General features: G+C 68.9%; 28 protein-coding genes. 18 read left to right on the top strand and 10 right to left on the bottom strand.

Annotated elements, in window-relative coordinates:
- Positions 1-342 precede the first annotated feature (342 nt).
- Positions 343-882, bottom strand: a complete 540-nt coding sequence (locus HD841_RS02040) for a SixA phosphatase family protein (protein ID WP_179507215.1) — start codon at positions 880-882, stop codon at positions 343-345.
- Complete coding sequence (locus HD841_RS02035) at positions 879-3,608, bottom strand: ATP-dependent DNA helicase (protein ID WP_179507214.1); 2,730 nt, start codon at positions 3,606-3,608, stop codon at positions 879-881. Before HD841_RS02035 ends, HD841_RS02040 begins: the two co-directional genes overlap by 4 nt.
- A 95-nt stretch (positions 3,609-3,703) precedes the next feature.
- On the opposite strand from HD841_RS02035, the gene HD841_RS02030 reads away from it, so the two are divergent.
- From HD841_RS02030 to HD841_RS02000, 7 genes are all read left to right on the top strand, one after another.
- Positions 3,704-4,012: a hypothetical protein gene (locus HD841_RS02030; RefSeq protein WP_179507213.1), complete on the top strand. Its 309-nt coding sequence runs from the start codon at positions 3,704-3,706 to the stop codon at positions 4,010-4,012.
- Between the two features lie 57 nt (positions 4,013-4,069).
- A complete protein-coding gene (locus HD841_RS02025; RefSeq protein WP_179507212.1) occupies positions 4,070-5,650 on the top strand; it encodes a lysine--tRNA ligase in 1,581 nt (526 codons plus the stop codon).
- A gap of 565 nt (positions 5,651-6,215) precedes the next feature.
- Complete coding sequence (locus tag HD841_RS02020) at positions 6,216-7,421, top strand: MFS transporter (protein WP_179507211.1); 1,206 nt, start codon at positions 6,216-6,218, stop codon at positions 7,419-7,421.
- Entirely contained in the window at positions 7,408-8,637 is a 1,230-nt protein-coding gene (locus tag HD841_RS02015) for an MFS transporter (protein WP_179507210.1), read from the top strand. The genes HD841_RS02020 and HD841_RS02015 overlap by 14 nt, the downstream gene beginning before the upstream one ends.
- Positions 8,638-8,771: 134 nt before the next feature.
- The gene (locus tag HD841_RS02010) at positions 8,772-9,737 is read left to right on the top strand and encodes a serine O-acetyltransferase (RefSeq protein WP_179507209.1); all 966 of its coding nucleotides are present in this window, start codon (positions 8,772-8,774) and stop codon (positions 9,735-9,737) included.
- On the top strand, positions 9,737-10,516 hold the full coding sequence (locus HD841_RS02005; RefSeq protein WP_179507208.1) for a gamma-glutamyl-gamma-aminobutyrate hydrolase family protein: 780 nt from the start codon (positions 9,737-9,739) through the stop codon (positions 10,514-10,516). The genes HD841_RS02010 and HD841_RS02005 overlap by 1 nt, the downstream gene beginning before the upstream one ends.
- Complete coding sequence (locus tag HD841_RS02000; protein ID WP_179507207.1) at positions 10,513-10,749, top strand: hypothetical protein; 237 nt, start codon at positions 10,513-10,515, stop codon at positions 10,747-10,749. Before HD841_RS02005 ends, HD841_RS02000 begins: the two co-directional genes overlap by 4 nt.
- Positions 10,750-10,884: 135 nt before the next feature.
- Here the strand turns inward: HD841_RS02000 and HD841_RS01995 are convergent, their stop codons facing one another.
- The 3 genes from HD841_RS01995 to sucC form a co-directional block, all read right to left on the bottom strand.
- Entirely contained in the window at positions 10,885-11,814 is a 930-nt protein-coding gene (locus tag HD841_RS01995) for an electron transfer flavoprotein subunit alpha/FixB family protein (RefSeq protein ID WP_179507206.1), read from the bottom strand.
- On the bottom strand, positions 11,811-12,557 hold the full coding sequence (locus HD841_RS01990) for an electron transfer flavoprotein subunit beta/FixA family protein (protein WP_179507205.1): 747 nt from the start codon (positions 12,555-12,557) through the stop codon (positions 11,811-11,813). The genes HD841_RS01995 and HD841_RS01990 overlap by 4 nt, the downstream gene beginning before the upstream one ends.
- Before the next feature lie 210 nt (positions 12,558-12,767).
- Positions 12,768-13,967 carry an ADP-forming succinate--CoA ligase subunit beta gene (gene sucC / locus HD841_RS01985; protein ID WP_179507204.1) on the bottom strand — a complete coding sequence of 400 codons (1,200 nt, stop codon included), beginning with the start codon at positions 13,965-13,967 and terminating at the stop codon, positions 12,768-12,770.
- Between the two features lie 131 nt (positions 13,968-14,098).
- On the opposite strand from sucC, the gene HD841_RS01980 reads away from it, so the two are divergent.
- Both HD841_RS01980 and HD841_RS01975 read left to right on the top strand, forming a co-directional pair.
- Positions 14,099-14,617 (top strand): sterol desaturase family protein, encoded by a 519-nt coding sequence (locus HD841_RS01980; RefSeq protein ID WP_179507203.1) that lies wholly within the window; start codon positions 14,099-14,101, stop codon positions 14,615-14,617.
- Between the two features lie 24 nt (positions 14,618-14,641).
- Positions 14,642-14,977, top strand: coding sequence for a PilZ domain-containing protein (locus tag HD841_RS01975; protein ID WP_038664156.1), 336 nt, complete (start codon positions 14,642-14,644; stop codon positions 14,975-14,977).
- A gap of 16 nt (positions 14,978-14,993) precedes the next feature.
- Here the strand turns inward: HD841_RS01975 and HD841_RS01970 are convergent, their stop codons facing one another.
- Both HD841_RS01970 and HD841_RS01965 read right to left on the bottom strand, forming a co-directional pair.
- Positions 14,994-15,458: a hypothetical protein gene (locus HD841_RS01970; protein WP_179507202.1), complete on the bottom strand. Its 465-nt coding sequence runs from the start codon at positions 15,456-15,458 to the stop codon at positions 14,994-14,996.
- Between the two features lie 37 nt (positions 15,459-15,495).
- Positions 15,496-16,431: a ribose-phosphate pyrophosphokinase gene (locus HD841_RS01965; protein WP_179507201.1), complete on the bottom strand. Its 936-nt coding sequence runs from the start codon at positions 16,429-16,431 to the stop codon at positions 15,496-15,498.
- Positions 16,432-16,549: 118 nt separating this feature from the next.
- Between HD841_RS01965 and gltX the strand changes: the two genes are divergently transcribed.
- The 7 genes from gltX to ribH all read left to right on the top strand — a co-directional run bounded on the left by gltX (position 16,550) and on the right by ribH (position 22,706).
- On the top strand, positions 16,550-17,878 hold the full coding sequence (gene gltX, locus HD841_RS01960) for a glutamate--tRNA ligase (protein WP_179507200.1): 1,329 nt from the start codon (positions 16,550-16,552) through the stop codon (positions 17,876-17,878).
- A gap of 122 nt (positions 17,879-18,000) precedes the next feature.
- Positions 18,001-18,678 (top strand): energy transducer TonB, encoded by a 678-nt coding sequence (locus tag HD841_RS01955; RefSeq protein ID WP_257015174.1) that lies wholly within the window; start codon positions 18,001-18,003, stop codon positions 18,676-18,678.
- 524 nt (positions 18,679-19,202) lie between these two features.
- Positions 19,203-19,550, top strand: coding sequence for a hypothetical protein (locus HD841_RS01950; protein ID WP_179507199.1), 348 nt, complete (start codon positions 19,203-19,205; stop codon positions 19,548-19,550).
- A 23-nt stretch (positions 19,551-19,573) separates the two neighbouring features.
- A complete protein-coding gene (gene ribD, locus HD841_RS01945) occupies positions 19,574-20,554 on the top strand; it encodes a bifunctional diaminohydroxyphosphoribosylaminopyrimidine deaminase/5-amino-6-(5-phosphoribosylamino)uracil reductase RibD (RefSeq protein WP_179508057.1) in 981 nt (326 codons plus the stop codon).
- A complete protein-coding gene (locus HD841_RS01940) occupies positions 20,539-21,156 on the top strand; it encodes a riboflavin synthase (protein WP_179507198.1) in 618 nt (205 codons plus the stop codon). Before ribD ends, HD841_RS01940 begins: the two co-directional genes overlap by 16 nt.
- Positions 21,146-22,285 (top strand): 3,4-dihydroxy-2-butanone-4-phosphate synthase, encoded by a 1,140-nt coding sequence (ribB, locus tag HD841_RS01935; RefSeq protein WP_179507197.1) that lies wholly within the window; start codon positions 21,146-21,148, stop codon positions 22,283-22,285. The genes HD841_RS01940 and ribB overlap by 11 nt, the downstream gene beginning before the upstream one ends.
- Before the next feature lies 1 nt (position 22,286).
- Positions 22,287-22,706, top strand: coding sequence for a 6,7-dimethyl-8-ribityllumazine synthase (gene ribH, locus HD841_RS01930; protein ID WP_179507196.1), 420 nt, complete (start codon positions 22,287-22,289; stop codon positions 22,704-22,706).
- A gap of 509 nt (positions 22,707-23,215) precedes the next feature.
- On the opposite strand, the gene HD841_RS01925 is transcribed toward ribH, so the two are convergent.
- The 3 genes from HD841_RS01925 to HD841_RS01915 form a co-directional block, all read right to left on the bottom strand.
- Positions 23,216-24,577, bottom strand: coding sequence for an ammonium transporter (locus tag HD841_RS01925; RefSeq protein ID WP_179507195.1), 1,362 nt, complete (start codon positions 24,575-24,577; stop codon positions 23,216-23,218).
- An 11-nt stretch (positions 24,578-24,588) separates the two neighbouring features.
- On the bottom strand, positions 24,589-24,927 hold the full coding sequence (locus HD841_RS01920) for a P-II family nitrogen regulator (protein ID WP_137898404.1): 339 nt from the start codon (positions 24,925-24,927) through the stop codon (positions 24,589-24,591).
- 134 nt (positions 24,928-25,061) lie between these two features.
- Complete coding sequence (locus HD841_RS01915) at positions 25,062-25,268, bottom strand: putative signal transducing protein (protein WP_179507194.1); 207 nt, start codon at positions 25,266-25,268, stop codon at positions 25,062-25,064.
- A gap of 76 nt (positions 25,269-25,344) precedes the next feature.
- Here HD841_RS01915 and HD841_RS01910 point away from each other — a divergent pair, with 76 nt between their 5' ends.
- Positions 25,345-25,581, top strand: coding sequence for a type II toxin-antitoxin system CcdA family antitoxin (locus HD841_RS01910; protein ID WP_179507193.1), 237 nt, complete (start codon positions 25,345-25,347; stop codon positions 25,579-25,581).
- On the top strand, positions 25,581-25,877 hold the full coding sequence (locus HD841_RS01905) for a CcdB family protein (protein ID WP_179507192.1): 297 nt from the start codon (positions 25,581-25,583) through the stop codon (positions 25,875-25,877). Before HD841_RS01910 ends, HD841_RS01905 begins: the two co-directional genes overlap by 1 nt.
- The last annotated feature ends 4 nt before the right edge of the window (positions 25,878-25,881 follow it).

Genomic DNA, 25,881 nt, shown 5'->3' with positions numbered 1-25,881 from the left:
CCGTCCGTCCCCATGCGGACCGGGGCAAGAACCCGTCAGGACCGTTTCGGGTCCGTCTCGGATGCAAGTTGGACCTCGCGACGCGGCGAAGAAGCAGGAAGATCGGTTCGCGCAGAGGCGCGGAGGCGCGGAGAGGTAGCACCCGCGGGATCGTCACCGCGCACCACAAGCACGGCCCCGATCAGATTTGCGCAACGAGGCGCAGCGGAGTGAGTGCGTGCATCGTAGGCAGATCCCCACCAGATTTGTGAGCGCCTTCGGCGTAGCAGCGACAACAGCTCTGCGTTCTCTGCGCCTCTGCGCGCAAATTCTTCTTCGCGCCTTCGCGCCTTCGCGTGGAAATCAGCGCTCGTCCGGCCCGAGGCTCGGATCGAGGTCGCGCGGCCGCACGAACCGGCTGAGCGCCCCTCCGCCCGGCGCCACCGCCGACCAGTCGGCGATGTCGAAGGTCATCTCCGCCAGCGTTGCGGTCGGATACTTTTCCTCGACCAGGGCGCGCAGCCCCGCGGGCGTCGCCGGCACCAGCATCAGCACCAGATCCTCGAGTCCCGGATTATGCCCGACCAGCAACACCCGCTGCGCCTCCGCCGGCAGTTCGTGCACCACGTCGAGCAGGGTCGCCGCCGAGGCGAGGTAGATACGCCGCTCCCACACCGGCGCGAGCGTGCGGCCATAGCCCGCCACCACCGCATCCAGCGTCTCGCCGACGCGCACCGCCGGCGAGGCGACGACATGATCGAACGCCAGCTCCAGCGACCGCATGTTGCGCCCCACCGCCTCGGCGGCGCGCTTGCCCTTGGCGTTGAGCGGCCGATCGAAGTCGCGGGTCACCGGATCGTCCCAGCCGGACTTGGCGTGGCGCAGCAGCGTCAGCGTCTTCAACCGGAGTCTCCGTGGTGCGTCGCGAGAGCCGCCTCATGCCCGATACGGTCCGACAAGGAAAGCCGCGCCTGCACCCGCGCCACCGCCTCGTCCAGCGTCACCCGCGTGATCCCGACGCCGGGCGGAAACGCCGAGAGCAATCGTGACGGCATCGCCGACGACAGCATCACGAACGCGCCGCGATCGTCGGCGCGGCGGATCAGCCGCCCGAACGCCTGCGCGAGGCGCGCCCGCACGATCCGGTCGTCATAGGCCGACCCGCCCCCCGCCAGCCGCCGCGCGGCATGCAGCACGCTCGGCTTGGGCCAGGGCACGCCCTCCATCACCACCAGCCGCAACGACGATCCCGGCACGTCGACGCCATCGCGCAGCGCATCGGTGCCGAGCAGCGAGGCGTGCGGATCGTCGCGGAAGATATCGACGAGCGTGCCGGTATCGATGGGATCGACGTGCTGCGCGTGGAGCGGCAGCCCCTCGCGCGCCAGCCGGTCGGCGATACGGCCGTGCACACCGCGTAAGCGCCGGATCGCGGTGAACAGCCCGAGCGTCCCGCCGCCCGCGGCGACGATCAGCCGCGCATAGGCATTGGCGAGCGCGGGCAGGTCGCCGCGCTTGACGTCGGTGACGATCAGCACTTCGGCATTGGCGGGATAGTCGAACGGGCTTTTCGCCTCGAACCGCGATGGCGCGCGGGCGAGATGCGGCGCACCGACGCGCGCCTCCGCCGTTTCCCAATCCCCGCCGCCGGTCAGCGTCGCCGAGGTGACGAGCGCGCCATGCGCGGGCTTCAGCACGATCTCGGCGAACGGCCGGGTCGGGTCGAGCCAGTGGCGGTGCAGCCCGATGTCGTATTCGCGCCCCTCGATCCGGTCGACCGCGAGCCAGTCGACGTGCGCCGGATCGACCGGGCCACCGACGCGCGCGAGCAGCGACAGCCACGCCGCCACCGTCTCGGCGCGCCAGCCGATCGAAGCAATCGCGCCCTCGACCCGCGCCCGCGCCGGCGCATCCATCCAGTCGGGCGCCTCGGCGAGCACCGCCTCCAGCCGCCGCCCCAGCGTCACCAGCGGCCGCACCAGGGCATCGAGCGCCGCCGCGGCTGGCGCCGCCGCCTCGATCAGCTCGGGGGTCGGCTCGGCGAGCTCGGTTTCCAGCCCGTAACCGGCATCGCCCGGCTGTTCGGCGCGTGCATAGGTCAGGCCGCGCACCGCGGCGAGCAGATGCTCGATCGGCCCGAACGGCGCGCCCTCATTGATCCGCGCGAGCCAGCCGTCGCTGGCGAGATGCCGCGACGCCTCGATCGCGTCTTGGATCGCGATGCCGCCCTGTTCGTCGTAACTGGCGACGTCGGACAGCCGCGCCTGAAGCCCGCGCCGCCGGCCGCGCCCGCCGCTCTCCGGCCCGAGGATCCAGCGCCGCAGCTCGATCGTCTCCTGCCCGGTCAGCGCGGTGGCGAACATCGAATCCGCTGCCTCGAACAGATGATGGCCCTCGTCGAACACATAGCGTGTCGGCCGTGTCGTCGTCTCGCGACCGCGCGCGGCATTGACCATCACCAGCGCATGATTGGCGATCACCACATCGGCTTCCGCCGAGGCGCGCGCCGCGCGCTCGATGAAGCATTTGCGGTAATGCGGACAGCCGGCATAGACGCATTCGCCGCGCCGGTCGGTCAGCGCGGTTGGGCCGTTGCGCCGGAACAGCGTCGGCAGCCAGCCGGGCAGGTCGCCGCCGACCATGTCGCCATCGGCGCTATACGCCGCCCAGCGCGCCACCAGTTGCGCGAGGATCGCCGCGCGGCCGGCAAACCCGCCCTGCAACGCATCCTCCAGATTGAGCAGGCACAGATAATTCTCGCGGCCCTTGCGCGTCACCACCTTTTGCCGGCGCAATGCCGGATCGGGGAACAGCCGCTCGGTCTCCTTCGACAGCTGGCGTTGCAGCGCCTTGGTATAGGTGCTGATCCACACCGCGCCGCCGGCCCGCTCCGCCCAGAGCGAGGCGGGCGCGAGATAGCCCAGGGTCTTGCCGATCCCCGTCCCCGCCTCGGCGAGCACCAGATTGGGCGCGTCGCGCATCGCGCGCGGGGCGAAGGCATCGGTCGCCGCCGCGGCGAAGGCACGCTGGCCGAGCCGCTCCTCGGCGCCATGACCGGTGAGGTCGGCGAGCCGCGCCTCGGCATCCGCAGGCGGGATCGCGACGGTCAGCGGCGCCGGCCGTGGCGCCTGTTCCTCCCATTCGGGCAGGGTCGAGAACAGCCAGCGCTCGTTGACCTGCGGCTTGGCGAGCAGCGGCGCGAGCGCCGGTCCCCATGGCCAGCGCAGCCGGGTCAGCGACTGCGCCGCGGTCCACGCGCCCTCGCGCTCGGGCCAGTCGCCCTGCGTCACCGCGAGCAGCGCCGCCGCCGCCTCGCGCAGGAAGGCGGCGACGCCCTCGTCCGTCTCGGGCGGCGACAGATCGACCGCGCGCGCCAGCCCCTTGGGCGTCGGCACCGCGAACCGTGCCGGATAGAGGAAGGCGAACAGCTCGAGCAGGTCGAGCCCCGACAGTTCGGGATAGCCGAGCCGCTGCCCCACCAAGGGCGCGTTGAGCAGGATCACCGGCGTGTCAGCGGCGATGCGGATCGCCTCGCCGCGCCCGATCGGCCGCGTCCCCTCGACGGTGGCGATCCAGATGCCGCCATGGCTGGCGTGGAGGGCGGGATAGGCGATCACCCCTGCCGCCATAGCCCGCCGGAACAGAATGGCAACCGGACGGTGGTGCAACCGGACCGTCCATCGCACGTTCGGCCCGGATCATCCGCTTGATAAGGATCAGTTCCATGCGTCATCTGCTGCTCGCGCTCGGCGCCGTCTCGCTCGCCCTGCCCGCCAGCGTCGCGCTGCCGGTCAGCAAGGCCGAGGCCCGCCACCATTATCGCAACTCGCACGAGCGCGGCTATCGCCACGTCAAGCGCTGCCGCCATTCGAGCGGCACCACCGGCCTTGTCGCGGGCGGCGTCGGCGGCGCGCTGCTCGGCAAGTCGGTGCTCGGCCATGGCGCGCTCGGGACGATCGGCGGCGCGGTCGGCGGCGCCTTTGCGGGCCGTGCGATCGACCGCACGATCACTGCAAAGGATCGCTGCCGCTAAGTCCAGCCTGCCAAGAGAGTTGCCGTGAGCGCGCCGGGTGCTTAGTCCCGCGGCGCTATGACCGATATCGACCTGCGATCCGCCGCCCTCGACTCCAAGGCCTGGCCCTATGAGGAGGCGCGCAAGCTCCTCAAGCGCTATCCCGACGGCAAGCCCGGCGGCGCACCGATCCTGTTCGAGACCGGCTATGGCCCGTCGGGCCTGCCGCATATCGGCACGTTCAACGAGGTGCTGCGGACGACGATGGTGCGCAACGCCTTCCACGCGCTGTCCGACCAGCCGACGCGGCTGATCGCGTTCAGCGACGATATGGACGGCCTGCGCAAGGTGCCCGACAACGTCCCCAACGGCGACATGCTGCGCGAGCACCTCGGCAAGCCGCTGACCCGCATCCCCGATCCGTTCGGCAAGTTCGACAGTTTCGCCGCGCACAATAACGCGATGCTGCGCCAGTTCCTCGACCGCTTCGGCTTCGACTATGAGTTCGCCTCGTCCACCGACTATTACGAGGGCGGCCGGTTCGACGACGCCATCAAGGGCGTGCTGCGGCACTATCAGGGCATCCTCGACGTCATGCTGCCGACGCTGCGCGCCGAACGCCGCGAGACCTATTCGCCGGTGCTGCCGGTCAGCCCGACGACCGGCATCGTGTTGCAGGTACCGGTCGAGGTGGTCGACGCCGAGGCGGGCACGATCGCCTTCACCGACGAAAGCGGCGAGCGCATCGTCCAGTCGGCGCTCGGCGGTCTTTCGAAGCTGCAATGGAAGGTCGACTGGGCGATGCGCTGGGTCGCGCTCGGCGTCGATTACGAGATGGCGGGCAAGGACCTGATCGATTCGGTGACGCAGTCGTCGAAGATCGCGCGCGTGCTCGGCGGCCGCCCGCCCGAGGGCTTCAACTATGAGATGTTCCTCGACGAAAAGGGCGAGAAGATCTCCAAGTCGAAGGGCAACGGCCTCAGCCTCGACCAATGGCTGACCTATGGCCCCGAAGAGAGCCTCGCCTTCTTCGCCTATCGCGAACCCAAGAAGGCCAAGGCGCTGCATTTCGGCGTCATCCCGCGCGCGGTCGACGATTATTGGCAGTTCCGCGGCACCTATCCGACGCAGGCGATCGCGCAGCGGCTCGGCAACCCGGTCCACCATATCCACGACGGCAAGGTGCCGACCGCGACGCTGCCGGTCACCTTCGGCCTGCTGCTCAACCTCGTCGGCGTGATGGGCGAGGCGAGCAAGGAGCAGGTCTGGGGCTATCTGCGCAACTACGTTCCCGACGCGACGCCGGAACGCGATCCCGAGCTCGACCGGCTGATCGGCTATGCGCTGGCCTATGCGCGCGATTTCGTTGCGCCGACCTTGAAGCGCCGGGCGCCCGAAGGCGTCGAGATCGAGGCGTTGCGCCGGCTCGATGCCGACCTTGCCGCGCTGCCGGCCGAGGCGAGCGCCGAGGATATCCAGAACGTCGTCTATGAGATCGGCAAGACCGCCGGTTTCGAAACCCTGCGCGACTGGTTCAAGGCGCTGTACGAGACGCTGCTGGGTTCGGAGCAGGGCCCGCGGATGGGCAGTTTCATCGCGTTGTATGGCATCGACAACAGCCGCAAGCTGATCGCCGAGGCCCTGGCGAAGGCGGGCTGATTCCATCGTCCTGCCCCGCCAGAGCAGGACGATCGCATATGACCGGTCCTGTTGGCCCCGCGCGCGCCAAGCCCCCCGTCACCCCGGACTTGTTCCGGGGTCCACTCTGCGGCGCGGAGAAGGGCTTGGGTCGACATCGTTCGCTTGCGGCCCGGTGGACCCCGGAACAAGTCCGGGGTGACGGTTGGGGGGCACGGATCGAGCCCCATCATCGCAGCTCTATGCGATGATCCTCCCCCGACAGGGCGACCGCAGATGGCCGGTCCTGTTGGCCCCGGCGCCTGCCATGCCCCCCGTCACCCCGGACTTGTTCCGGGGTCCACCCTGCGGCGAGGAGAAAGGCTTAAGTCGACACCGTTCGCTTGCGGCCCGGTGGACCCCGGAACAAGTCCGGGGTGACGGATAGGAGGAGGACAGGGATCGAGCCCCGTCATCGCACCCCTATGCGATGGTCCTCCCCCGACAGGGAGAGGCGGCCCCGCGAGGGAAGATTTACCGGTCGGAACCTCTCCAACCCGCCACCCGTTGTTTGCTGCATTGCAGCAACGGCGGCTAGAAGACTCCCATGACCCTAAGACAGACCGCCGAGTCCCATCCGGGCCTCGTCCACCTCGCGCTCGCCGTCGGCGGATTCGCGATCGGTACGACCGAATTTGCCGCGATGAGCCTTGAACCCGATCTCGCGCGCGGGCTCGGCATCGATGCGCCGAGCGTCGGCCATGTCATCAGCGCCTATGCGCTCGGCGTCGTCGTCGGCGCGCCAACGATTGCGGTGCTGTCGGCGAAGATGTCGCGGCGGACGCTGCTGATCGGCCTGATGGCCTTGTTCGCGATCGGCAACAGCTTGTCGGCGCTGGCGCCGAGCTATGGCTGGATGCTCGTCTTCCGCTTCCTCGCCGGCCTGCCGCACGGCGCCTATTTCGGTATCGCCTCGCTGGTGGCGGCGTCGCTGGTGCCGGTCTACCGGCGCACGCAGGCGGTGGGGCGGGTGATGCTCGGCCTGACCGTGGCGACGATCGTCGGCGTCCCCTTCGCGACGCTGCTCGGCCAGATCGCGAGCTGGCGCTGGGTGTTCGGCCTCGTCGCGCTGCTCGCGCTGACCACGGCCGGGCTGGTCGCCCTGCTCGCGCCGATCGACGCGCCCGACCGCAACGCCAGCCCGCTGCGCGAACTCACCGCGCTGCGCCGGCCGCAGGTGTGGCTGACGCTCGGCACCGGCGCGATCGGCTTCGGCGGCATGTTCGCGGTCTATACCTATCTCGCCGCGACGCTGATGGACGTAACCGGCCTCAGCCAGCGCAGCGTGCCGCTGATGCTCGCGGTGTTCGGCACCGGCATGACGCTCGGCAACCTCGTCGTGCCGCGCTTCGCCGACCGGGCGCTGATGCCCACCGCGGGCGCGCTGCTGGTCTGGTCGGCGGCGGCGCTGCTGCTCTATCCGCTTGCCGCCGGCAACGTGTGGACGATGACGCTCGACATCTTCGCGATCGGCCTCGGCGGTGCGCTCGGCACCGTGTTGCAGACGCGGCTGATGGACGTTGCCGGCGATGCGCAGTCGCTCGCCGCGGCGCTCAACCATTCGGCGTTCAACACCGCCAATGCGATCGGGCCGTGGCTCGGCGGGCTTGCCATCGCCGCCGGGTTGGGCTGGACCTCGACGGGGATCGTCGGCTGCGGCCTCGCGCTCGGCGGGCTCGCGATCTGGGCGGCGTCGCTGATGCTCGAGCGCGGCCTCCCCTTCGCAACCGGGCGCCGCCATGCCCGCCAGTGACGTGCGGCTGGCAAAGGGCACGCCGGCCTATCGGCGGCTGACCCTCGCCATGCTGTTCGCCGGCTTCTCGACCTTCTCGCTGCTCTATTCGGTGCAGCCGCTGCTGCCGCTGTTCGCCGTCGATTACGCGCTTAGCGCCGAGGCGGCGTCGCTGGCGGTCTCGCTCGCCACCGGGCCGCTGGCGATCGGCATCCTGTTCGCCGGCATCCTGTCCGACCGCGTCGGGCGACGGCCGTTGATGGTCTGGGCGATGTTCGCTGCCGGCGCGCTGACCCTCGCCGCCGCGCTGGTGCCGGGCTGGAGCGCCTTGCTCGCGCTGCGGCTGCTCACCGGCGTCGCGCTCGCCGGCGTTCCGGCGGTGGCGATGGCCTATGTCGCCGAAGAGGTCGATGTCGCCTCGGTCGGTGCCGCGATGGGCCTCTATATCGCCGGCAGCGCGATCGGCGGCATGGGCGGACGGCTCGTCGCCAGCCTCGTCGCCGACCTCGCCGGCTGGCGCTGGGCGTTGGGCAGCGTCGGCCTCGCCGGGCTCGTGATGGCCGAGGCGTTCCGTCGCCTTGCGCCGCCGTCGCGTGGCTTCATCGCGGGGGCCGGCGGCAGCCCGCTCGCCGGCGCGGCGGCGCTGTTCCGCGACCGCGCGCTGCCGCTGCTCTACGCCGAGGCGTTCCTGCTGATGGGCGTCTTCGTCACCATCTACAACTACGCCGGCTTCCGTCTGCTCGCACCGCCCTATGGCCTCAGCCAGGCCGCGGTCGGCGGCGTCTTCCTGCTCTACATCCTCGGCTCGGCGAGTTCGGCCGTGTTCGGGTCGTTTGCCGGTACCGTCGGGCGGCGGCGCGTGTTCTGGCTGCCGATCGTGCTGCTGATCGCCGGCGTCGCCGCGACCGAGGCGCGCGCGCTGGCGCTCGTCATCCTCGGCATCGCGCTGGTCACGATCGGCTTCTTCGGCGCGCATTCGATCGCCAGCGCTTGGGTCGGCCGCCGTGCGCAGGCGAATCGCGGCCAGGGCGCCGCCTTCTACCTGTTCTTCTACTATCTCGGGTCGAGCGTGCTCGGATCGGCGGGCGGGTTCGCGTGGACGCACGCCGGCTGGCCGGGAGTCGCGCTGTTCTGCCTCGCGCTCGGCGGAATCGCGTTGCTGCTGGGGGTGCTGCTCGCGCGGATTCCGCCGCTCGCCCTCCCCGAAACACGCCAGTCCGCCCCGCTCGAACCATGAGCGGATGAGCCGAAACTTGGCGCAGGGATAGCTTTTCTTCCTATTCCTACTAAGATGATAGGATATCTTCCACGCTGGAGGTATCGGACGATGAGGATGCGCAATTCCGCCCACGCCGCGCGCCGGCTGCGCCGATGACCGCCGTCGCCCCTCAGCCGGTCCGGTCCGCCGGCGCGACGCTCGGCGAGGCGGTGGATGCATTGCGCGCCGCCCGACAGGACTGGCGGGCGCGGCAGGCCCCGGCCCGCGCCGCCGCCACCTTCCCGTCGCGCGGCGCGATCGAGCGGATCGTCCAGCTCCTCGCCGAGGCGCTCTATCCCCGCCGCCTCGGCCGTCAGGCGATCGCGCCGGCGGACGAAGACCGATTCGTCGCCGCCAAGCTCACCGCCGCCTTCACCGAGCTGGAGCGCGAGATCGGTCACGAGCTCGGCTATTGGCAGGCGGAGGCGCGCTGCGCCTTCGATCCCGACCAGGCTGCGACGATCGTCCGCCTGTTCGCCGATACTCTCGGCGACATCCGGCGGCTGATCGACAGCGATGTCGAGGCGGCGTTCCTCGGCGATCCCGCGGCGGGCAGCACCGACGAGATCCTCGTCTGCTACCCCGGTGCGATCGCCAGCCTGCACCATCGCATCGCACACCAGCTGCACGGCTTGGGTGCGCCGATCATCGCGCGGCTGATCTCCGAACTCGCCAACGAGCGCACCGGCATCGACATCCACGCCGGCGCGACGATCGGCGAACGCTTCTTCATCGATCACGGCACCGGCGTCGTCATCGGCGAGACCGCGATCGTCGGCACGGGCGTGCGCCTCTACCAGCATGTCACGCTCGGCGCGCGCAGCCCGCTGGGCGCCGCCCGCCGCGGCCCGCGCGAGCGCTATGCCCGCCATCCCATCGTCGGCGACGACGTCGTCATCTATGCCGGCGCGACGATCCTCGGCCGGGTGACGATCGGCGCCGGCGCGACGATCGGCGGCAACGTCTGGCTGCTCACCGACATGCCGCCCGGCGGTGTTGTGGTCCAGCCCGAGGCCGACCTGCTCGCCCCCTCCGCCGGCCATGCGCTGCGCGACACGCTCGTCGCGGCGGTGGTGTGATGGGTCGCCGCGCCGATCCCTGCCGCCGCCCCGTCATCGGCGTGCTCTGCTGCAACGAAGTGGCGGACCGTCCGGTGCAGGCCGTCGCCAGCCGCTTCGTCGCGCCGCTCACCCGCCTCGCGGGGGCGACCGTGCTGCTCGTCCCGGCACTGCCCGACTCGACCGATGTCGCGACGCTCACCGCGGTGCTCGACGGGCTGCTGCTGACCGGGTCGCGCTCGCATGTCGCGCCATGGCGCTATGGCGCGCGGCCGCTGCCCGCGGGCCAGATCGTCGACGAGGGCCGCGATGAGGTCGCGCTGGCGCTCGCCGGCGGGATGATCGAGGCGGGCAAGCCGGTGTTCGGCATCTGCCGCGGCCTGCAGGAGATCAACGTGCTGTTCGGGGGCAGCCTGTGCGCCGCCGCCGATGCCGGACGCCATCACCGCGGCGCCTGGTCGGACGATTACGATTCGCTGTTCCATCACGGCCACGACATCGAGCTGAGCGCCAGCGGCCGGCTTGCCGACGCGACCGGCGCGCAGCGGGTGCGCGTCAACTCGGTTCACCAGCAGGGTATCGACCGGCTCGGCGGCGGCCTGACGGTGGAAGCGGTCGCCGCCGATGACGGGCTGATCGAGGCCGTCTCGGCGCGGCCATGCGGCGCCGATGTGCTCGGCGTCCAATGGCATCCCGAATGGGACACCGCGAGCTCGCCGGCGAGCCGCGCCTTCTTTTCCCTGATCGGTGCCGGCCTGCGCGGCGGCACCGACGCTGTTTCAACACGGAGGACCGAATGAAGATCACCACCCTCGCGCCGATCGCCGCGCTCGCCGCGCTGAGCCTCGCGGCGTGCACGCCAAAGGGCGATGCCGCCAACAACACCGCCGCGACCGATACGCTGACGCTCAACGAGGAGGGTGACGCCGGCCTCGGCAATGCCGACGACTTCGCGACCGGCAACGACGTCGCGCTCGACAACGGTGCCGCCGGCGACAACGCAGCGGCTCCGGCGGCGGGCAACGCGCTCTAGGTTTTGGATTTCCCGAACACGCCAGGTCAGCTCCCTAGGCGTAGACTGCGGTCCGACATTGCTGGTGTCGGGCCGCTCTTTTTTGTTCGGACGGGAAGGTGGCGCGCGCCCCGCAGGCCGCGCGCCACCGTCACATCACAGCTTCTCGGTCAGCTCCGGCACGACCTTGAAGAGGTCGCCGACAAGGCCGATGTCCGCGACCTGGAAGATCGGTGCATCCTCGTCCTTGTTGATCGCGACGATGACCTTCGAATCCTTCATGCCGGCGAGATGCTGGATCGCGCCGGAGATGCCGACCGCGATATAGACTTCCGGCGCGACGATCTTGCCGGTCTGGCCGACCTGATAGTCGTTGGGCACGAAGCCCGCGTCCACCGCCGCGCGGCTCGCGCCGACGCCGGCGCCGAGCTTGTCGGCGAGCGGCTCGATGATCGCATGGAAGTTTTCGCCGTTCTGCAGCGCACGGCCGCCCGACACGATGATCTTCGCGCTGGTCAGTTCGGGCCGGGCGTTCTGCGCGATCTCGGCGTTGACGAAGGTCGACACGCCCGCATCGCCCTTTGCCGCCACCGCCTCGATCTCGCCCGTCCCGCCTTCGGTCGCCGCCTTCTCGAAGGCGGTGCCGCGGACGGTGATCACCTTCTTGGCGTCCGACGACTGCACCGTCGCGATCGCATTGCCGGCGTAGATCGGACGCGTGAACGTGTCCTCGCTCTCGACCGACAGGATGTCGCTGATCTGCATGACGTCGAGCAGCGCGGCGACGCGCGGCGCGACATTCTTGCCGGTGGTCGTCGACGGCGCGACGAAGGCATCGTGATGCCCCATCAGATCGACGACGAGCGGCGCGATATTCTCCGCCAGCGCATGGGCATAAGCGGCATCGTCGGCGACGTGCACCTTGCCGACGCCGGCGATCTTCGCCGCCGCCTGTGCGACGCCATCGACGCCCTGGCCGGCGACCAGCAGATGGACCTCGCCGAGCTGCGACGCGGCGGTCACCGCGGCGAGCGTGGCATCCTTGACGGCGCTGCCGTCATGCTCGACCCAGACCAGCGTCTTCACTTGGCAATCCCCATCGCATGCAGCTTCGTGACGAGTTCGTCGACATCGGCGACCTTGACGCCCGCCTGGCGCTTGCCCGGCTCGACGACCTTGAGCGTCGTCAGCCGCGGCGTGACGTCGACGCCGTAATCGGCAGCGGTCTTCTGCGCGAGCGGCTTGGACTTGGCCTTCATGATGTTGGGCAGCGAGGCGTAGCGCGGCTCGTTGAGGCGCAGGTCGGTGGTGACGATCGCCGGCAGCGGGAACGAATCGGTCTCCAGCCCGCCGTCGACCTCGCGCGTCACGGTAACGGTGCCGTCGCCCAACTCGACCTTCGACGCGAACGTCCCCTGGCCCCAGCCGAGCAGGCCGGCGAGCATCTGGCCGGTCTGGTTGTTGTCGTCGTCGATCGCCTGCTTGCCGAGGATGACCAGCTGCGGCTCCTCCTCCTCGACGATCTTGGCAAGGATCTTGGCGACGCCGAGCGGCTCGACCTTGGTGTCGGAGGTGACGAGGATCGCCCGATCCGCGCCCATCGCCAGCGCGGTGCGCAGCGTCTCCTGCGCCTTGGGCTCGCCGATCGAAACGACGACGATCTCGGTGACGCCCTTGTCCTTGAGACGGATGGCTTCTTCCACCGCGATCTCGTCGAACGGGTTCATGCTCATCTTGACGTTCGCCAGATCGACGCCCGTCCCGTCCGCCTTCACGCGGGGCTTCACGTTGTAATCAAGCACGCGCTTGACCGGCACCAGCACCTTCATCAGCTTCCTTCCGATTGCGCCCTCGACGCCTGTTTCCGGCGTCGCATCGGCGGGTGAGATGGCTATTTTCCGCGACTTTCGCAAGTCCGGTACGGGAAATGCCGCTTGCCGTAACGGCATCTGCCCCGATCAAACGAATCGGGCCCGGACATGATGCCCGGGCCCGATAAATTTTACGCGATTTCCTCCCCTCGCGGGGAAGAAGCCGGATCACGCCGCCTTCTGCACCTCGGCGACGATCTTCTTGGCGGCATCGCCCAGGTCGTTCGCCGGGACGATCGCGAGGCCCGAATTGGCGAGGATGTCCTTGCCGGCCTGCACGTTGGTGCCTTCGAGGCGGACGACGAGCGGCACCTGCAGGTTCACTTCCTTCGCCGCGGCGACGATGCCCTCGGCGATGATGTCGCACTTCATGATGCCGCCGAAGATGTTGACCAGGATGCCCTTCACCGACGGATCGGCGAGGATGATCTTGAACGCCGCGGTCACCTTCTCCTTGTTGGCGCCGCCGCCGACGTCGAGGAAGTTGGCCGGGAACATGCCGTTGAGCTTGATGATGTCCATCGTCGCCATCGCGAGGCCGGCGCCGTTGACCATGCAGCCGATGTCGCCGTCGAGCTTGATGTAGGCGAGGTCGTACTTCGACGCCTCCAGCTCCATCGCATCCTCTTCGGTGGTGTCGCGCAGCTCCATCAGGTCCTTGTGACGGAACATCGAATTGCCGTCGAAGCCGACCTTGGCGTCGAGCACCATCAGCTTGCCGTCCTCGGTGACGGCGAGCGGGTTGATCTCGATCTGCTCGGCATCGGTGCCGAGGAAGGCGTCGTACAGCTTCGCGGCGACGTTGGCGGCCTGCTTGGCGAGATCGCCGGACAGTTCGAGCGCGGCGGCGACGGCACGGCCGTGATGCGGCATGAAGCCGGTCGCCGGATCGATGTCGATCGAGTGGATCTTCTCGGGCGTGTCGTGCGCGACGGTCTCGATGTCCATGCCGCCCTCGGTCGAGGCGACCATCGACACGCGGCCGGTGGCGCGATTGACGAGCAGCGCGAGGTAGAATTCCTTGGCGATGTCGACGCCGTCGGTGATGTACAGGCGGTTGACCTGCTTGCCGGCCTCACCCGTCTGGATCGTCACCAGCGTGTTGCCGAGCATCTCGGTCGCCGCCGCACGGACTTCGTCGGCGGTCTTGGCGAGGCGGACACCACCCTTGGCGTCGGGGCCGAGTTCCTTGAACTTGCCCTTGCCGCGGCCGCCTGCGTGGATCTGCGCCTTGACGACGTAGAGCGGCCCGGGAAGCTTGCTCGTCGCGGCGACGGCTTCTTCGACGCTCAGCGCGGCGAATCCGGCGGGAACGGGCACGCCGAACTTGGCGAGCAGTTCCTTGGCTTGATATTCGTGGATGTTCATGGCCTGCCTCGCGTTATGCTATTAAGAGGAGATTGGTGCGGCCTTTTGCACAGGCAGCGCGCCGAATCCACCCCGGATCGACATCCCCGTTCGATCGTTATTGCAAACGCATCGCATTACACGGAACGCGCATGGCCTGGCCGCTTGGCATCCTCCTCTTCCTCGCCACCGTGATCGGCATGGAGGCGTTCGCCTATGCCGCGCACCGCTGGGTGATGCACGGGCCGGGCTGGTTCCTGCACGCCAGCCATCATCGCAAGCGCACCGGGGCGTGGGAACTCAACGACCTCTATGCCGCGATCTTCGCGGTGCCCTCGTTCGTGCTGCTGCTCGGCGGACTGCAATGGGGCTGGTGGCCGGGCTGCGTCTGGATCGGTGCGGGGATCGCCGCATACGGTGCGATCTATTTCGGCTTCCACGACATCATCGTCCATCAGCGCATCCCGACGCGCTACCTGCCGAAATCGGCCTATATGCGCCGCATCGTCCAGGCGCACCGGCTGCATCACGTCGTCGAGACGCGCGAGGGCAATGTCAGCTTCGGCTTCCTCGTCGCGCCCCGGCCCGAAGACCTCAAGGCGGAGCTCAAGCGGCGCGGCCGCCAGGGTGTCCGCGTGCCCGCCGCGGGACAGACGTTGGCAGAAAAGTAACCAATCGCTGCCAGGGTTGCGGCCATGGAACAGCCGACTTTCACGCCACCCTATGACCCGGTCGAACCGGGTGAGGAAGCCCGTCAGGCGCTGCGCAAGTCGGTCAAGATGCGCGCACACCTGCGCGATCGCGGCCAGACCCGGTTCGAGATCGAGGTGACCGACCTGTCGCTGTCCGGCTTCCGCGCCGAGACGAGCTTCACGCTCTGGCCGGGCACGGTGGTGTGGCTGACGCTGCCTGGCCTCGCGGGGCTGGAGGCGGTCGTCGCCTGGCGCGACAAGTTCAAATACGGCTGCGCCTTTGCCAAGCCGCTGCACCCGGCGGTGTTCGACCATATCGTCGCGCTCTCGCAGCGCTGAGCAGGAGGACGCCGGCTCAATCGTTGCTGACGGCGGGCGTTTCCTTGACCCAGGTGACGCCGTCCGGCGCTGGATGAGATGCGTCCTCCGCTGGCGACGGCATGATCGGCGCCCCCACCATGGGGACAGCGATGACGGGCGGATCGTGCGCCGTCTTCGCCGCGGCCTTGACGGCTTTGCCCTTATGATGGCGGGCCGGTTCGGCCGGTCGATCGGCGGCGACCGCCGCCGTCGTGCTCAGGCCGATCGCCATCGCCGCCAGGACGGGGCGGAGCACCGTGTAACGCACGCAGAGATTGCCGTCGTGCGACTCGACCAGCTGCCGCCGCCCGCCATCGGTCATGCAGGTGATATCGTGGACGACCTTGTCGCAATAGGAACAATGCCCTTGTGAAACAACGGCATCGAGATCGCTGACATAAGGGCAGGGCGCTTGATCTTGGGGAACAAGGACATTGCGACACCTCCGCAGCCACCTCATCAGAGATGAGGGCCGGTCCAACGCTCGCTTTATAGCATCAATCGAACAGCGACGACACGCTCGTCTCGTCGGCGATGCGCTTGATCGCCTCGCCGAGCAGCGGCGCGATCGGCAGGTGGCGGATCTTGTCCGCCTTGCCGATCGACTCGTGGTTGCCGATCGAGTCGGTGATCACCAGCTCGCGCAGCGCCGAGCCTTCGACGCGCGCCACCGCGCCACCCGACAGCACACCGTGCGTGACATAGGCGACGACATCCTCCGCCCCCGCCTCGCGCAGCGCGGCTGCGGCGTTGCACAGCGTGCCCGCGGAGTCGACGATATCGTCGATCAGGATGCAGAAGCGGCCCTCGACGTCGCCGATGATGTTCATCACCTCCGACTCGCCGGCCCGTTCGCGGCGCTTGTCGACGATCGCGAGCGGGGCATTGTCGAGTCGCTTGGCCAGTTGCCGCGCGCGCACCACGCCGCCGACGTCAGGCGAGACGACCATCAGGTTCTTGCCCTTGAAGCGGGCGTTGATGTCCGCGCTCATCACCGGCGCGGCATAGAGATTGTCGGTCGGGATATCGAAAAAGCCCTGGATCTGGCCGGCATGCAGGTCGACCGACAGGACGCGGTCGGCGCCGGCGACGGTGATCAGATTGGCGACCAGCTTGGCCGAGATCGGCGTGCGCGGTCCCGGTTTCCGGTCCTGCCGCGCATAGCCCATATACGGGATCACCGCGGTGATCCGCCGCGCCGACGCGCGCTTGAGCGCGTCGATCATGATGAGCATTTCCATGAGGTTGTCGTTGGCCGGGAAGCCGGTCGACTGGAGCACGAACACGTCCTCGCCGCGCACGTTCTCCTGGATCTCGACGAAGATCTCCTCGTCGGCGAAGCGGCGGACCAGCGCGTCGGTCAGCGGGATTTCGAGATAGCCCGCCACCGCCCGCGCGAGCGGAAGGTTCGAATTGCCGGTCATCAATTTCATTGGTCAGCTCCCGCCCGTATCGCCCCGCGCCTTAGAGCCACCGTCACAAAATCGAAAGCATCGAGACGCACCGGCGACGCGCTTGTCGCCGCGGGGCCGACTGACTAGGCCACCCGCCATGACCGTCACCACCCGCTTCGCCCCCTCGCCCACCGGCATGCTGCACGTCGGCAACATCCGGGCGGCGCTGCACAATTGGATGTTCGCGCGCGGCCATGGCGGGCGCTTCGTGCTGCGCATCGACGATACCGATGCCGAACGGTCCGAGGAGCGGTTCGTCGACGCGATCCGCGCTGATCTCGCCTGGCTGGGGCTGACGCCCGACGCCGAGGTGCGCCAATCCGAGCGATTCGCCCTCTACCAGCAACGATTCGATTCGCTCGTCGCGGCGGGACGGATCTATCCGGCCTATGAGACCGCGCAGGAGCTCGACCTCAAGCGCAAGATCCTGCTCGGCCGCGGCCTGCCGCCGGTCTACGACCGCGCCGCGCTGGCGCTGGGCGAGGCGGAGCGCGCCCGGCTGGAGGCGGAGGGCATCCGCCCGCACTGGCGCTTCAAGCTCGACCATGACGCGCCGATCGCCTGGGACGACCTGATCCGCGGCCCGCAGAGCTTCGATCCGAAGACGATGAGTGACCCGGTGATCCGCCGCGCCGACGGCTCGTGGCTGTATATGCTGCCGTCCGCGATCGACGACGCCGACCTCGGCATCAGCCATGTCGTGCGCGGCGAGGATCACGTCTCCAACACCGCGCTGCAATTGCAGATGTTCGATGCGATGGGCGTGGCCCCGCCGCGCTTCGCACACGAGGCGCTGCTGACCGGCGCGGAAGGCAAATTGTCGAAGCGGCTCGGCTCGCTCGGCGTCGAGCATTTCCGCGAGGCCGCGATCGAGCCGCAGGCGGTGATCGCGCTGCTCGCGCGGATCGGCACCAGCGATCCGGTCGAGCCGCTCGCCGATCCCGCGCCGCTGATCGCCGCATTCGACTTCGCGCGTTTCGGCCGCGCGCCCGCGCGCTTCGACGAGGCGGAGCTGGCGCAGGTCAATGCGCGGATCGTCCACCAGCTGCCGTTCGCGGCGGTGGCGGCACGGCTGCCCGCGGGGATGGGCGCGGCGGAATGGGACGCGGTGCGCCCCAACCTGACCCGCGTCGCCGAGGCGGCAGACTGGTGGCGGGTGATCGAAGGGCCGATCGAGCCCCCGGCGTTCGACGACGAGACGCGAGCCTATCTGTCCCAGGCGGCCGCCGCGGCCGGCGCGATCGACTGGGCGCATGATCCCTGGGCGGCGCTGACCGCTGCGCTGAAGGAGACGACCGGCCGCAAGGGCAAGGCGCTGTTCCTGCCGCTGCGCCAGGCGCTGACCGGCCTCGACCACGGCCCGGACATGGCGGCGCTGCTGCCGCTGATCGGCCGCGAACGGACGATGGCGCGCCTGTCCGCCTGACCCGCGACCGCGCCGCCGCCCGTGCCTCCGCGCCACGGCTAGCTTCGGCTTGACGGCGTGACGATACAACGTAGCATCGCTTCACTGCAGGAGAACAAATCGAGTCGCAGCACAGGAGACGGATGATGTACGCTGACCGCTACGCCCAACCGACCCGTTTCAACCCCACCGGCCTCACCGCCGCGATCGCGATCAACGCCGCGCTGGTCGCCGCGCTGATGTTCGCCGGTCCGCAGATCCTGCCCGGCGGCCCCGAACATGTGCTGGTGACCCACAACATCCCGCTCGATCCGCCGCCGCCCGAACAGCCGCGGCCCCAGCCCCAGCCGCACGAGATGGCGGCGAGCCGTCCGATCGAGTCGATCACCGCACCGATCCCCCCGATCACGGTACCGACGACATCGGACTTCACAACAAGCGCCGTCGACCCGACCCCGCCCGCCGGCCCGACGATCGGCAGCGACCCCGGTCCCGTCGCCGCCGAACCGGTCGCGCCGCCGCTGCCGCCACTGGTCGGGCCGCAGGTCGATCCGCGCTACGCCGACGACTTCCAGCCGACCTATCCGCCCGCCGAGCGGCGCGCCAATCACGATGGCCGCGTCACCGTTCGCGTGCTGGTCGGCACCGACGGCCGCGTCAAACAGATCGAGCGGGTCAACGCGACCAGCGACGCCTTCTGGCAGGCGACGATGGAGCGGGCGACGCGCGCCTGGCGCTTCAAGCCCGCCACCCGCGGCAGCGTGCCCGTCGAGGCCTGGCGGACGATGACGCTGACCTTCCGCATGGAAGACGCCGACTGAACGGCGGTGGGGCGGACCTTCGCCCTACCCACCCGTCGCGACCGCCGAGGTCGTCGGCCTTGCCGCGGCTCCGGTGTGCCGGCTTGCGCAGGCGCATCGGGGCAAGTCGCTGCGACGAAGCCGGAACTGGGTGTCGCCGGGATTGGGTATCGGCTGCACCCTCTGCGCGCCGCGGGTGCATAGGCGCGGGTTCGTGAGTCTGCCGTGCTCCAGGCCTGATCGACGTTCAGTCCAGTTCCTCCCCCGCTAGAGCGGGCCATCGCATATGGAGGTCTGCTTGAGTCCGCCGCTTTCCACCAACACCCCGTCACCCCGGACTTGTTCCGGGGTCCACTCTGCGGCGAGGAGAAAGGCTCGATCCGACACCATTCCCTTGTGGCCTGGTGGACCCCGGAACAAGTCCGGGGTGACGGGTAAGAGGAGGAAGCCGATCGAACCTCATCACCGCAGCCATAGGCAAACGCGATCGCCCTGCTGCGTCCCGGGGGCTGGCCTCGCCGTCCCCCGTCCCCTATCTTCCGGTGATGCAGTTCTTCCGCCGCTTCTCGCCGCTCCACGCCTTCCGCGACCTGCGTTTCTTCCTGTCGCAGCGTGAGCCGCGCGACCTCGGCTTTCTGGTGGCGGCGATGGCGGTCACCGGCTTCTTCGTCTACGCCTTCATGCGCAACGACATTCCGCCCGAGCCGTACCAGCCCAACATCATCTACTTCAAGAATTACGCCGCCAATCGCACCGACGCGCAGATCAAGGCGCAGCAGGCGATCGACAAGGTCGAACAGGATCAGCGCATCGCCGCGCAAAAGGCGCGCGAGGAGAAATTGCGCAGCCAGTTCAAGACGGTCGATGACGCGATGAACAAGTGGGGGCTGTAACCGCCGCCGAAGACCGGCGCTGGATGGCCGCGGCGCTCGCGCTCGCCGAACGGACGCGCGGCCGCACCGCACCCAATCCCAATGTCGGCTGCGTCCTTGTCGCGAAGGATCGCGTCGTCGGCCGCGGCTGGACGCAGCCCGGCGGCCGCCCCCATGCCGAGGCGATGGCGCTCGCCGCCGCCGGCTCGGCCGCGCGGGGCGCCACCGCTTATGTGACGCTCGAACCCTGCGCGCATGTTTCGCCGCGCGGACCGGCCTGCGCCGACCTGCTCGTGGCGGCGGGGGTGGCACGCGTGGTGGTGGCGCTCGGCGACCCCGATCCGCGCACGAACGGCAGCGGCCTCGCCCGCCTGCGCGATGCGGGCATCCTGGTCAGCGTCGGCGTGTGCGAAGCGGACGCGGTGCGCAGCATGGCCGGCTTCCTCACGCGTCGGCGACTCGGCCGGCCGTTCGTGACGCTCAAGCTCGCCACCTCGCTCGACGGACGGATCGCGTTGCCCGACGGCAGCAGCCGCTGGATCACCGGCCCCGAGGCGCGCGCCCACGCGCACCTCGAACGCAGCCGGCACGAGGCGATCCTCGTCGGCCGCGGGACGTGGGAGACGGATAAGCCCGGCCTCGACGTGCGGCTGCCGGGGCTGGAGGATCGCAGCCCGTTACGCATCATCCTGTCCTCTCGCCCTCACCCATCCGCGCCTGCGGGTGAGGGCGAGCGCGGGGTGGTCTGGATCGACTCGCCCGACGCCGTCGCCACCCTCCCCGCCGACCATATCCTCGTCGAGGGCGGCGCCGGGACCGCCGCCGCCTTCCTCCGCGCCGATCTGGTCGATCGCCTGCTGCTCTACCGTGCGCCGATCCTGATCGGCGCGGGCAAGGCGGCGCTCGGCGACCTCGGCATCGCCGATCTTGGCACCACCCACGGCCGCTGGCGGTTGCACGATGCGCGCGACCTTGGCACCGACCGTCTCGAGGTCTACGAGCGCACCCCATGTTCACCGGCATAGTCAGCGATATCGGCACCATCGAGACGGTCGAGGTCCGAGGCGACACGCGCGTCCGCATCGCCACCGCCTATGATCCCGACACGATCGACCTTGGCGCATCGATCGCCTGTTCGGGCGTCTGCCTGACCGTCATCGACAAGGGACGCGAGGGCGGCCGCGGCTGGTTCGACGTACAGGCGTCGGGCGAGACGATCGCGCGCACCGCCAGGGATCAGTGGACGGTGGGCCGCCGCCTCAACCTCGAACGCGCGATGAAGCTCGGCGACGAACTCGGCGGCCATATCGTCACCGGCCATGTCGACGGCATCGCCGAGGTGCTCGACGTCACGCCGGACGGCGAATCGCACCGCATCGGCTTTGCCGTGCCGGCAGCGCTCGCCCCGTTCATCGCCCCCAAGGGCTCGATCACGATCGACGGCGTCTCCTTGACCGTCAACGGCGTCGAGGACGATGGCGAGACGACCCGCTTCTGGGTCAACCTCATCCCCCACACGCAGGCGGTGACCACGCTCGGCGGCCTTGCCGAGGGGCAGGCGGTCAACATCGAGATCGACGTGCTCGCCCGCTATCTGCAACGCATGGAGCATTATCGTGGCCGCTAACGCCGAGCTTGGACGCTTGCGCCATGCCTTCCTCTCCTCACCGGAGGAGATCATCGACGAGGCGCGCAACGGCCGGATGTTCATCCTCGTCGACGACGAGGATCGCGAGAATGAGGGCGACCTCGTCGTGCCCGCGCAGATGGCGACGCCCGAGAAGATCAACTTCATGGCCAAGCACGGCCGCGGCCTGATCTGCCTTGCGCTGACCAAAAGCCGGGTCGACGAGCTCGGCCTGACGCTGATGAGCCGCAACAACGGCACGCGCTACGAGACCGCCTTCACCACCTCGATCGAGGCGCGCGACGGCGTCACCACCGGCATCTCCGCCGCCGATCGCGCGCGGACCATCGCGGTGGCGATCGATTCGTCGAAGAGCCGCGACGAGATCGTCACTCCCGGCCACGTCTTCCCGCTGGTCGCGCGCGACGGCGGCGTGCTGGTGCGCACCGGCCATACCGAGGCGGCGGTCGACGTGTCGCGGCTCGCCGGGCTCAACCCCTCGGGCGTGATCTGCGAGATCATGAACGAGGACGGGACAATGGCGCGTCTGGACGACCTCGTCACCTTCGCGCAATTCCACAATCTCAAGATCGGCACGATCCGCGACCTCATCGCCTATCGCCGCCGCTACGACCATCTCGTCGAGAAGCGCGCCGAGGCGCGGTTCACCAGCGAATGGGGCGGCGAATGGACCGCGCTCACCTTCTGGAACAAGGCGACGGGCACCGAGCAGATCGCCCTGGTCAAGGGCAAGGTCGATCCGGCCAAGCCGACCCTGGTGCGCATGCACGCGCTGTCGCCGTTCGCCGACATCTTCGGCGAGGGCGGCGACCGTGCCGGGCTGCTGCGCCGGTCGATGGAGATCATCGCGGAGGAAGGTGCCGGCGTGATCGTCGTCATCAACCGCCCCCGCGCCGACCAGTTCACCGTCGCGCTCCAGGCCAAGGCCGGGACGTTGCCCGAGGCGGACATGGAGGAATTGCGCGACTATGGCGTCGGCGCGATGATCCTGACCGAGCTTGGCGTCGAGGAGATGGTGCTGCTCACCAACACCCACCATACGTTGGTCGGGCTCGACGGCTACGGCCTGTCGATCGTCGGCGAACGGGCAATCGAGACGGACGACTGACATGGCGCATATCCTCATCGTCGAAGCGCGCTTCTACGACCATCTCAACGACATGCTGCTCACCGGCGCCCGCGCCGCGATCGAGGCGGCGGGCCATAGCCACGAGACGGTGACGGTGCCGGGCGCGCTGGAGGTGCCGGGCGCGATCGCGCTGGCGGCGGACACCGACCGCTATGACGCCTTCGTCGCGCTGGGCGTGGTGATCCGCGGCGAGACCTACCATTTCGAGATCGTCTCCAACGAAAGCGCGCGCGGCATCATGGCGCTGACGCTCGACGGCCTGGCGATCGGCAACGGCATCCTCACCACCGAGAACGAGGCGCAGGCGATCGTCCGCGCCGATCCGGCGCAGCTCGACAAGGGAGCCGGCGCGGCGCAGGCGGCGCTGGCGATGCTGGCATTGCGCGAGCGGCTGGGCTGATCGCGAGCGGGTTTTAGCGCGCGGAGGCGCCTCACATCCGTCGTCACCCCGGACGTGTTCCGGGGTCCACCGATTCGCAGGCGTGCGCTGTCGCCTCAGGCCCCTCTCCCCGCCGCAGAGTGGACCCCGGAACACGCCCGGGGTGACGGATGAATGGAAAGGGCGTTTCGAGCCTAACCCGACGCTGCGCCGCAGGCACCCTCACACTTGCGACCGAATCACCCGGCTCTCGCAGCGCACAGCCACTCTGCGCCTATGCGCCTCTGCGCGAAAATGAATCACGCGAAGACGCGAAGACGCGAAGATGTCGCGCCCGTGGCGGCACCACGCCCCTCTCCGCCGTCATGTGAAAAGCAGGCTCACGCCTGCGCCCTCCACACCCCCTTCGCGTCTTCGCGTCTTCGCGCGCAAAACAAAAAAGACCCGGTACGTCGCCGTACCGGGTCAGGGTCGTCCGCAGGAGGAACATCGTGGGGGGCGGGGATCTGCTGCCCCCGCCCCCGATAGGGTCAATTATAGGCGCGCTCGCCGTGCTCGCCGAGGTCGAGGCCTTCCTGTTCGACTTCGGGAGCGACGCGCAGGCCGGTGATCGCCTTGGCGACGAAGATCGCGATGACGGTGCCGAACGTCGCCCAGAGGATCGTGGTCACCACCGCCTCGACCTGGACGAGCAGCTTGGCGCCCATCGCATAATCCGCCGCGCCCGGGCCGCCGAGCGACGGCGCGTAGACGATGGCGGTGCCGATTGCGCCGATCATGCCGCCGATGCCGTGCACCCCGAAGGCGTCGAGCGCGTCGTCATAGCCGAGCCTGGGCTTGAGGACCGACACCGCGAAGAAGCAGACGATCGAGGCGACCGCGCCGAGCACGATCGCGCCGAACGGCCCCGAATTGCCCGCCGCCGGCGTCACCGCGACCAGCCCGGCGACGATGCCCGAGCAGAAGCCCAAAGCCGAGCCCTTGTGGCCGCGCGCACGCTCGACCAGCATCCAGAACAGCCCGCCCGATGCGGTGGCGACGAAGGTGTTGAGCATCGCCAGCCCCGCCGAGCCATTCGCCTCCAGCGCCGAACCGGCGTTGAAGCCGAACCAGCCGACCCAGAGCAGGCCGGTGCCGACCCCGGTCAGCGTCAGCGAATGCGGCGGCATCGGCGTATTGGGATAGCCCATCCGCTTGCCGAGCATGAGCGAGGCGACCAGCGCCGAGACGCCGGCGTTGATGTGCACGACCGTGCCGCCGGCGAAATCGAGCGCGCCCGCCTTGAAGAACACGCCCGACGACGCCCAGACCATGTGTGCGATCGGGAAATAGACGATCGTCAGCCAGACCAATGCGAAGACCATGACCGCGCTGAACTTCATCCGCTCGACCACCGACCCCAGCACCAGCGCGATGGTGATCGCGGCGAAGGTCATCTGGAAGCAGATGAAGACATATTCGGGGATCTCGACCCCGGCGGTGAAGGTCGCCGCCTGCGACGAGGCGGTGACGCCCTTGAGGAACGCCTTGTCGAGGCTGCCGATCACGTTCGACAGGCCGCCGGTGACGTCGGGGCCGAAGGCGAGGCTGTAGCCGTACATCACCCACAGCAGCATCGCGAGGCAGGCGACCGCGCCGATCTGCGTCATCGTCGACAGCATGTTCTTGGCGCGGGTGAGGCCGCCGTAGAACAGGGCGAGGCCGGGCAGGATCATCATCATGACGAGGACCGTCGAGGTCATCATCCAGGCGGTGTCACCCTTGTTGACCGTTGCGGCTGGCGCCGCGGCGGCCGGCGCCTGCAGGGCGGCGTCCTGCGCCCAGGCGGGCAGCGCGGCGAAAGCAAGGGCGCCCAGCCCCGCCGCACCGGCGATCTTGCGGATATGCGTCATCGAATCCCCCCTCACAGCGCCGAATCGTCGGTTTCACCGGTGCGGATGCGCACCGCCTGCCCGACATCGAGCACGAAGATCTTGCCGTCGCCGATCGCGCCGGTGTTCGCCGAGGCCTGCACCGCCTCGACCACCCGGTCGGCGAGGTCGCCGGGACAGACCACCTCGATCTTGATCTTGGGCACCATGTTGGTGCTGTATTCGGCCCCGCGGTAGATTTCGGTCTGCCCCTTCTGGCGGCCGAACCCCTTCACCTCGGTAACCGTCATCCCCGCCACCCCCAACGTGGTGAGCGCTTCCCTCACCTCGTCGAGCTTGAACGGCTTGATGATCGCAATGACCAGCTTCATCCCTGCCCCCTCGATTGTCCGAGAGAGGCATCGCAATCATCATGCCAATCGTGAAACGGCCGCCTTATGGGCAGTTCGTGGCGCAGATGGGGGGAGAAAACCGTTAGATTATTGTGCAGCCGCGCCTATCTGCCTCAAAATTGGGCAACAGCGACGATTGCCTGGGCCGCTGCGAGGTCATCGTCGTCGACCATCACCCGCACCGGGATCAGCAGATAGCTGCCATCGGCGATGCTCGCGCCACCGTCGAAAGCAATCGCGTCGATCCCCTCCGAGTCGAGCCGGCCGACGATGATATTGGCGAGGTTGCGATCATAGCGACCGAGTTCGGCGAGGCTCATGGACATTCCTCTAAGGTCGTGCGGCTACCCCTTGGCGTCCGTTGACCCGCCGACCCATCGTTCATATCATCCCGCCATGGCAAGTACGCTCGACCTGCCGCTGAAGAGCACGCGTGATATGAGCGACTCCGAGGTTCGCGCCGAGGCCGCGCGCTTCGGCGTCGCGCATGACGACGATGTCGTGGCGCTGCGCGCCGCGCTGAAGCGCGAGCTCGATCATCGCTGGCGCGAGGACAATCGCGAGTGGGCAGAAGCCGTCAATCGCTGGGTGGAACAGAACGGATTGCCGCTGGAAAAGTATCGGCTGTTCTGATGGCCCAGTTCGACGTGTATCGCACGCCGGACGGCCAGTTGCTCCTCGATTGTCAGGCGGACTCGCTGGAATTGCTTGCCACCCGGCTCGTCGCACCGCTGATCCTGCTGGACCGGGCACCGCCTCGGCGCGCGCATCTCAATCCGGTCTTCGACCTCGAAGGCGCGTTGTATGCGATGGTTACGCAATTCGCCGCCACCTTGGGCCGCAGCGAATTACGCACCAAGGTGGCCGATCTGACCGCCTATCGCTTCGACATCATCCGTGCGTTCGACATGATGCTGACGGGGGTGTGATCCA

This window comes from Sphingomonas melonis, from assembly GCF_013409985.1.
In the GTDB taxonomy this organism is placed as follows: domain Bacteria; phylum Pseudomonadota; class Alphaproteobacteria; order Sphingomonadales; family Sphingomonadaceae; genus Sphingomonas; species Sphingomonas melonis_A.
This window is presented reverse-complemented; position numbering and strand designations above follow the sequence as displayed.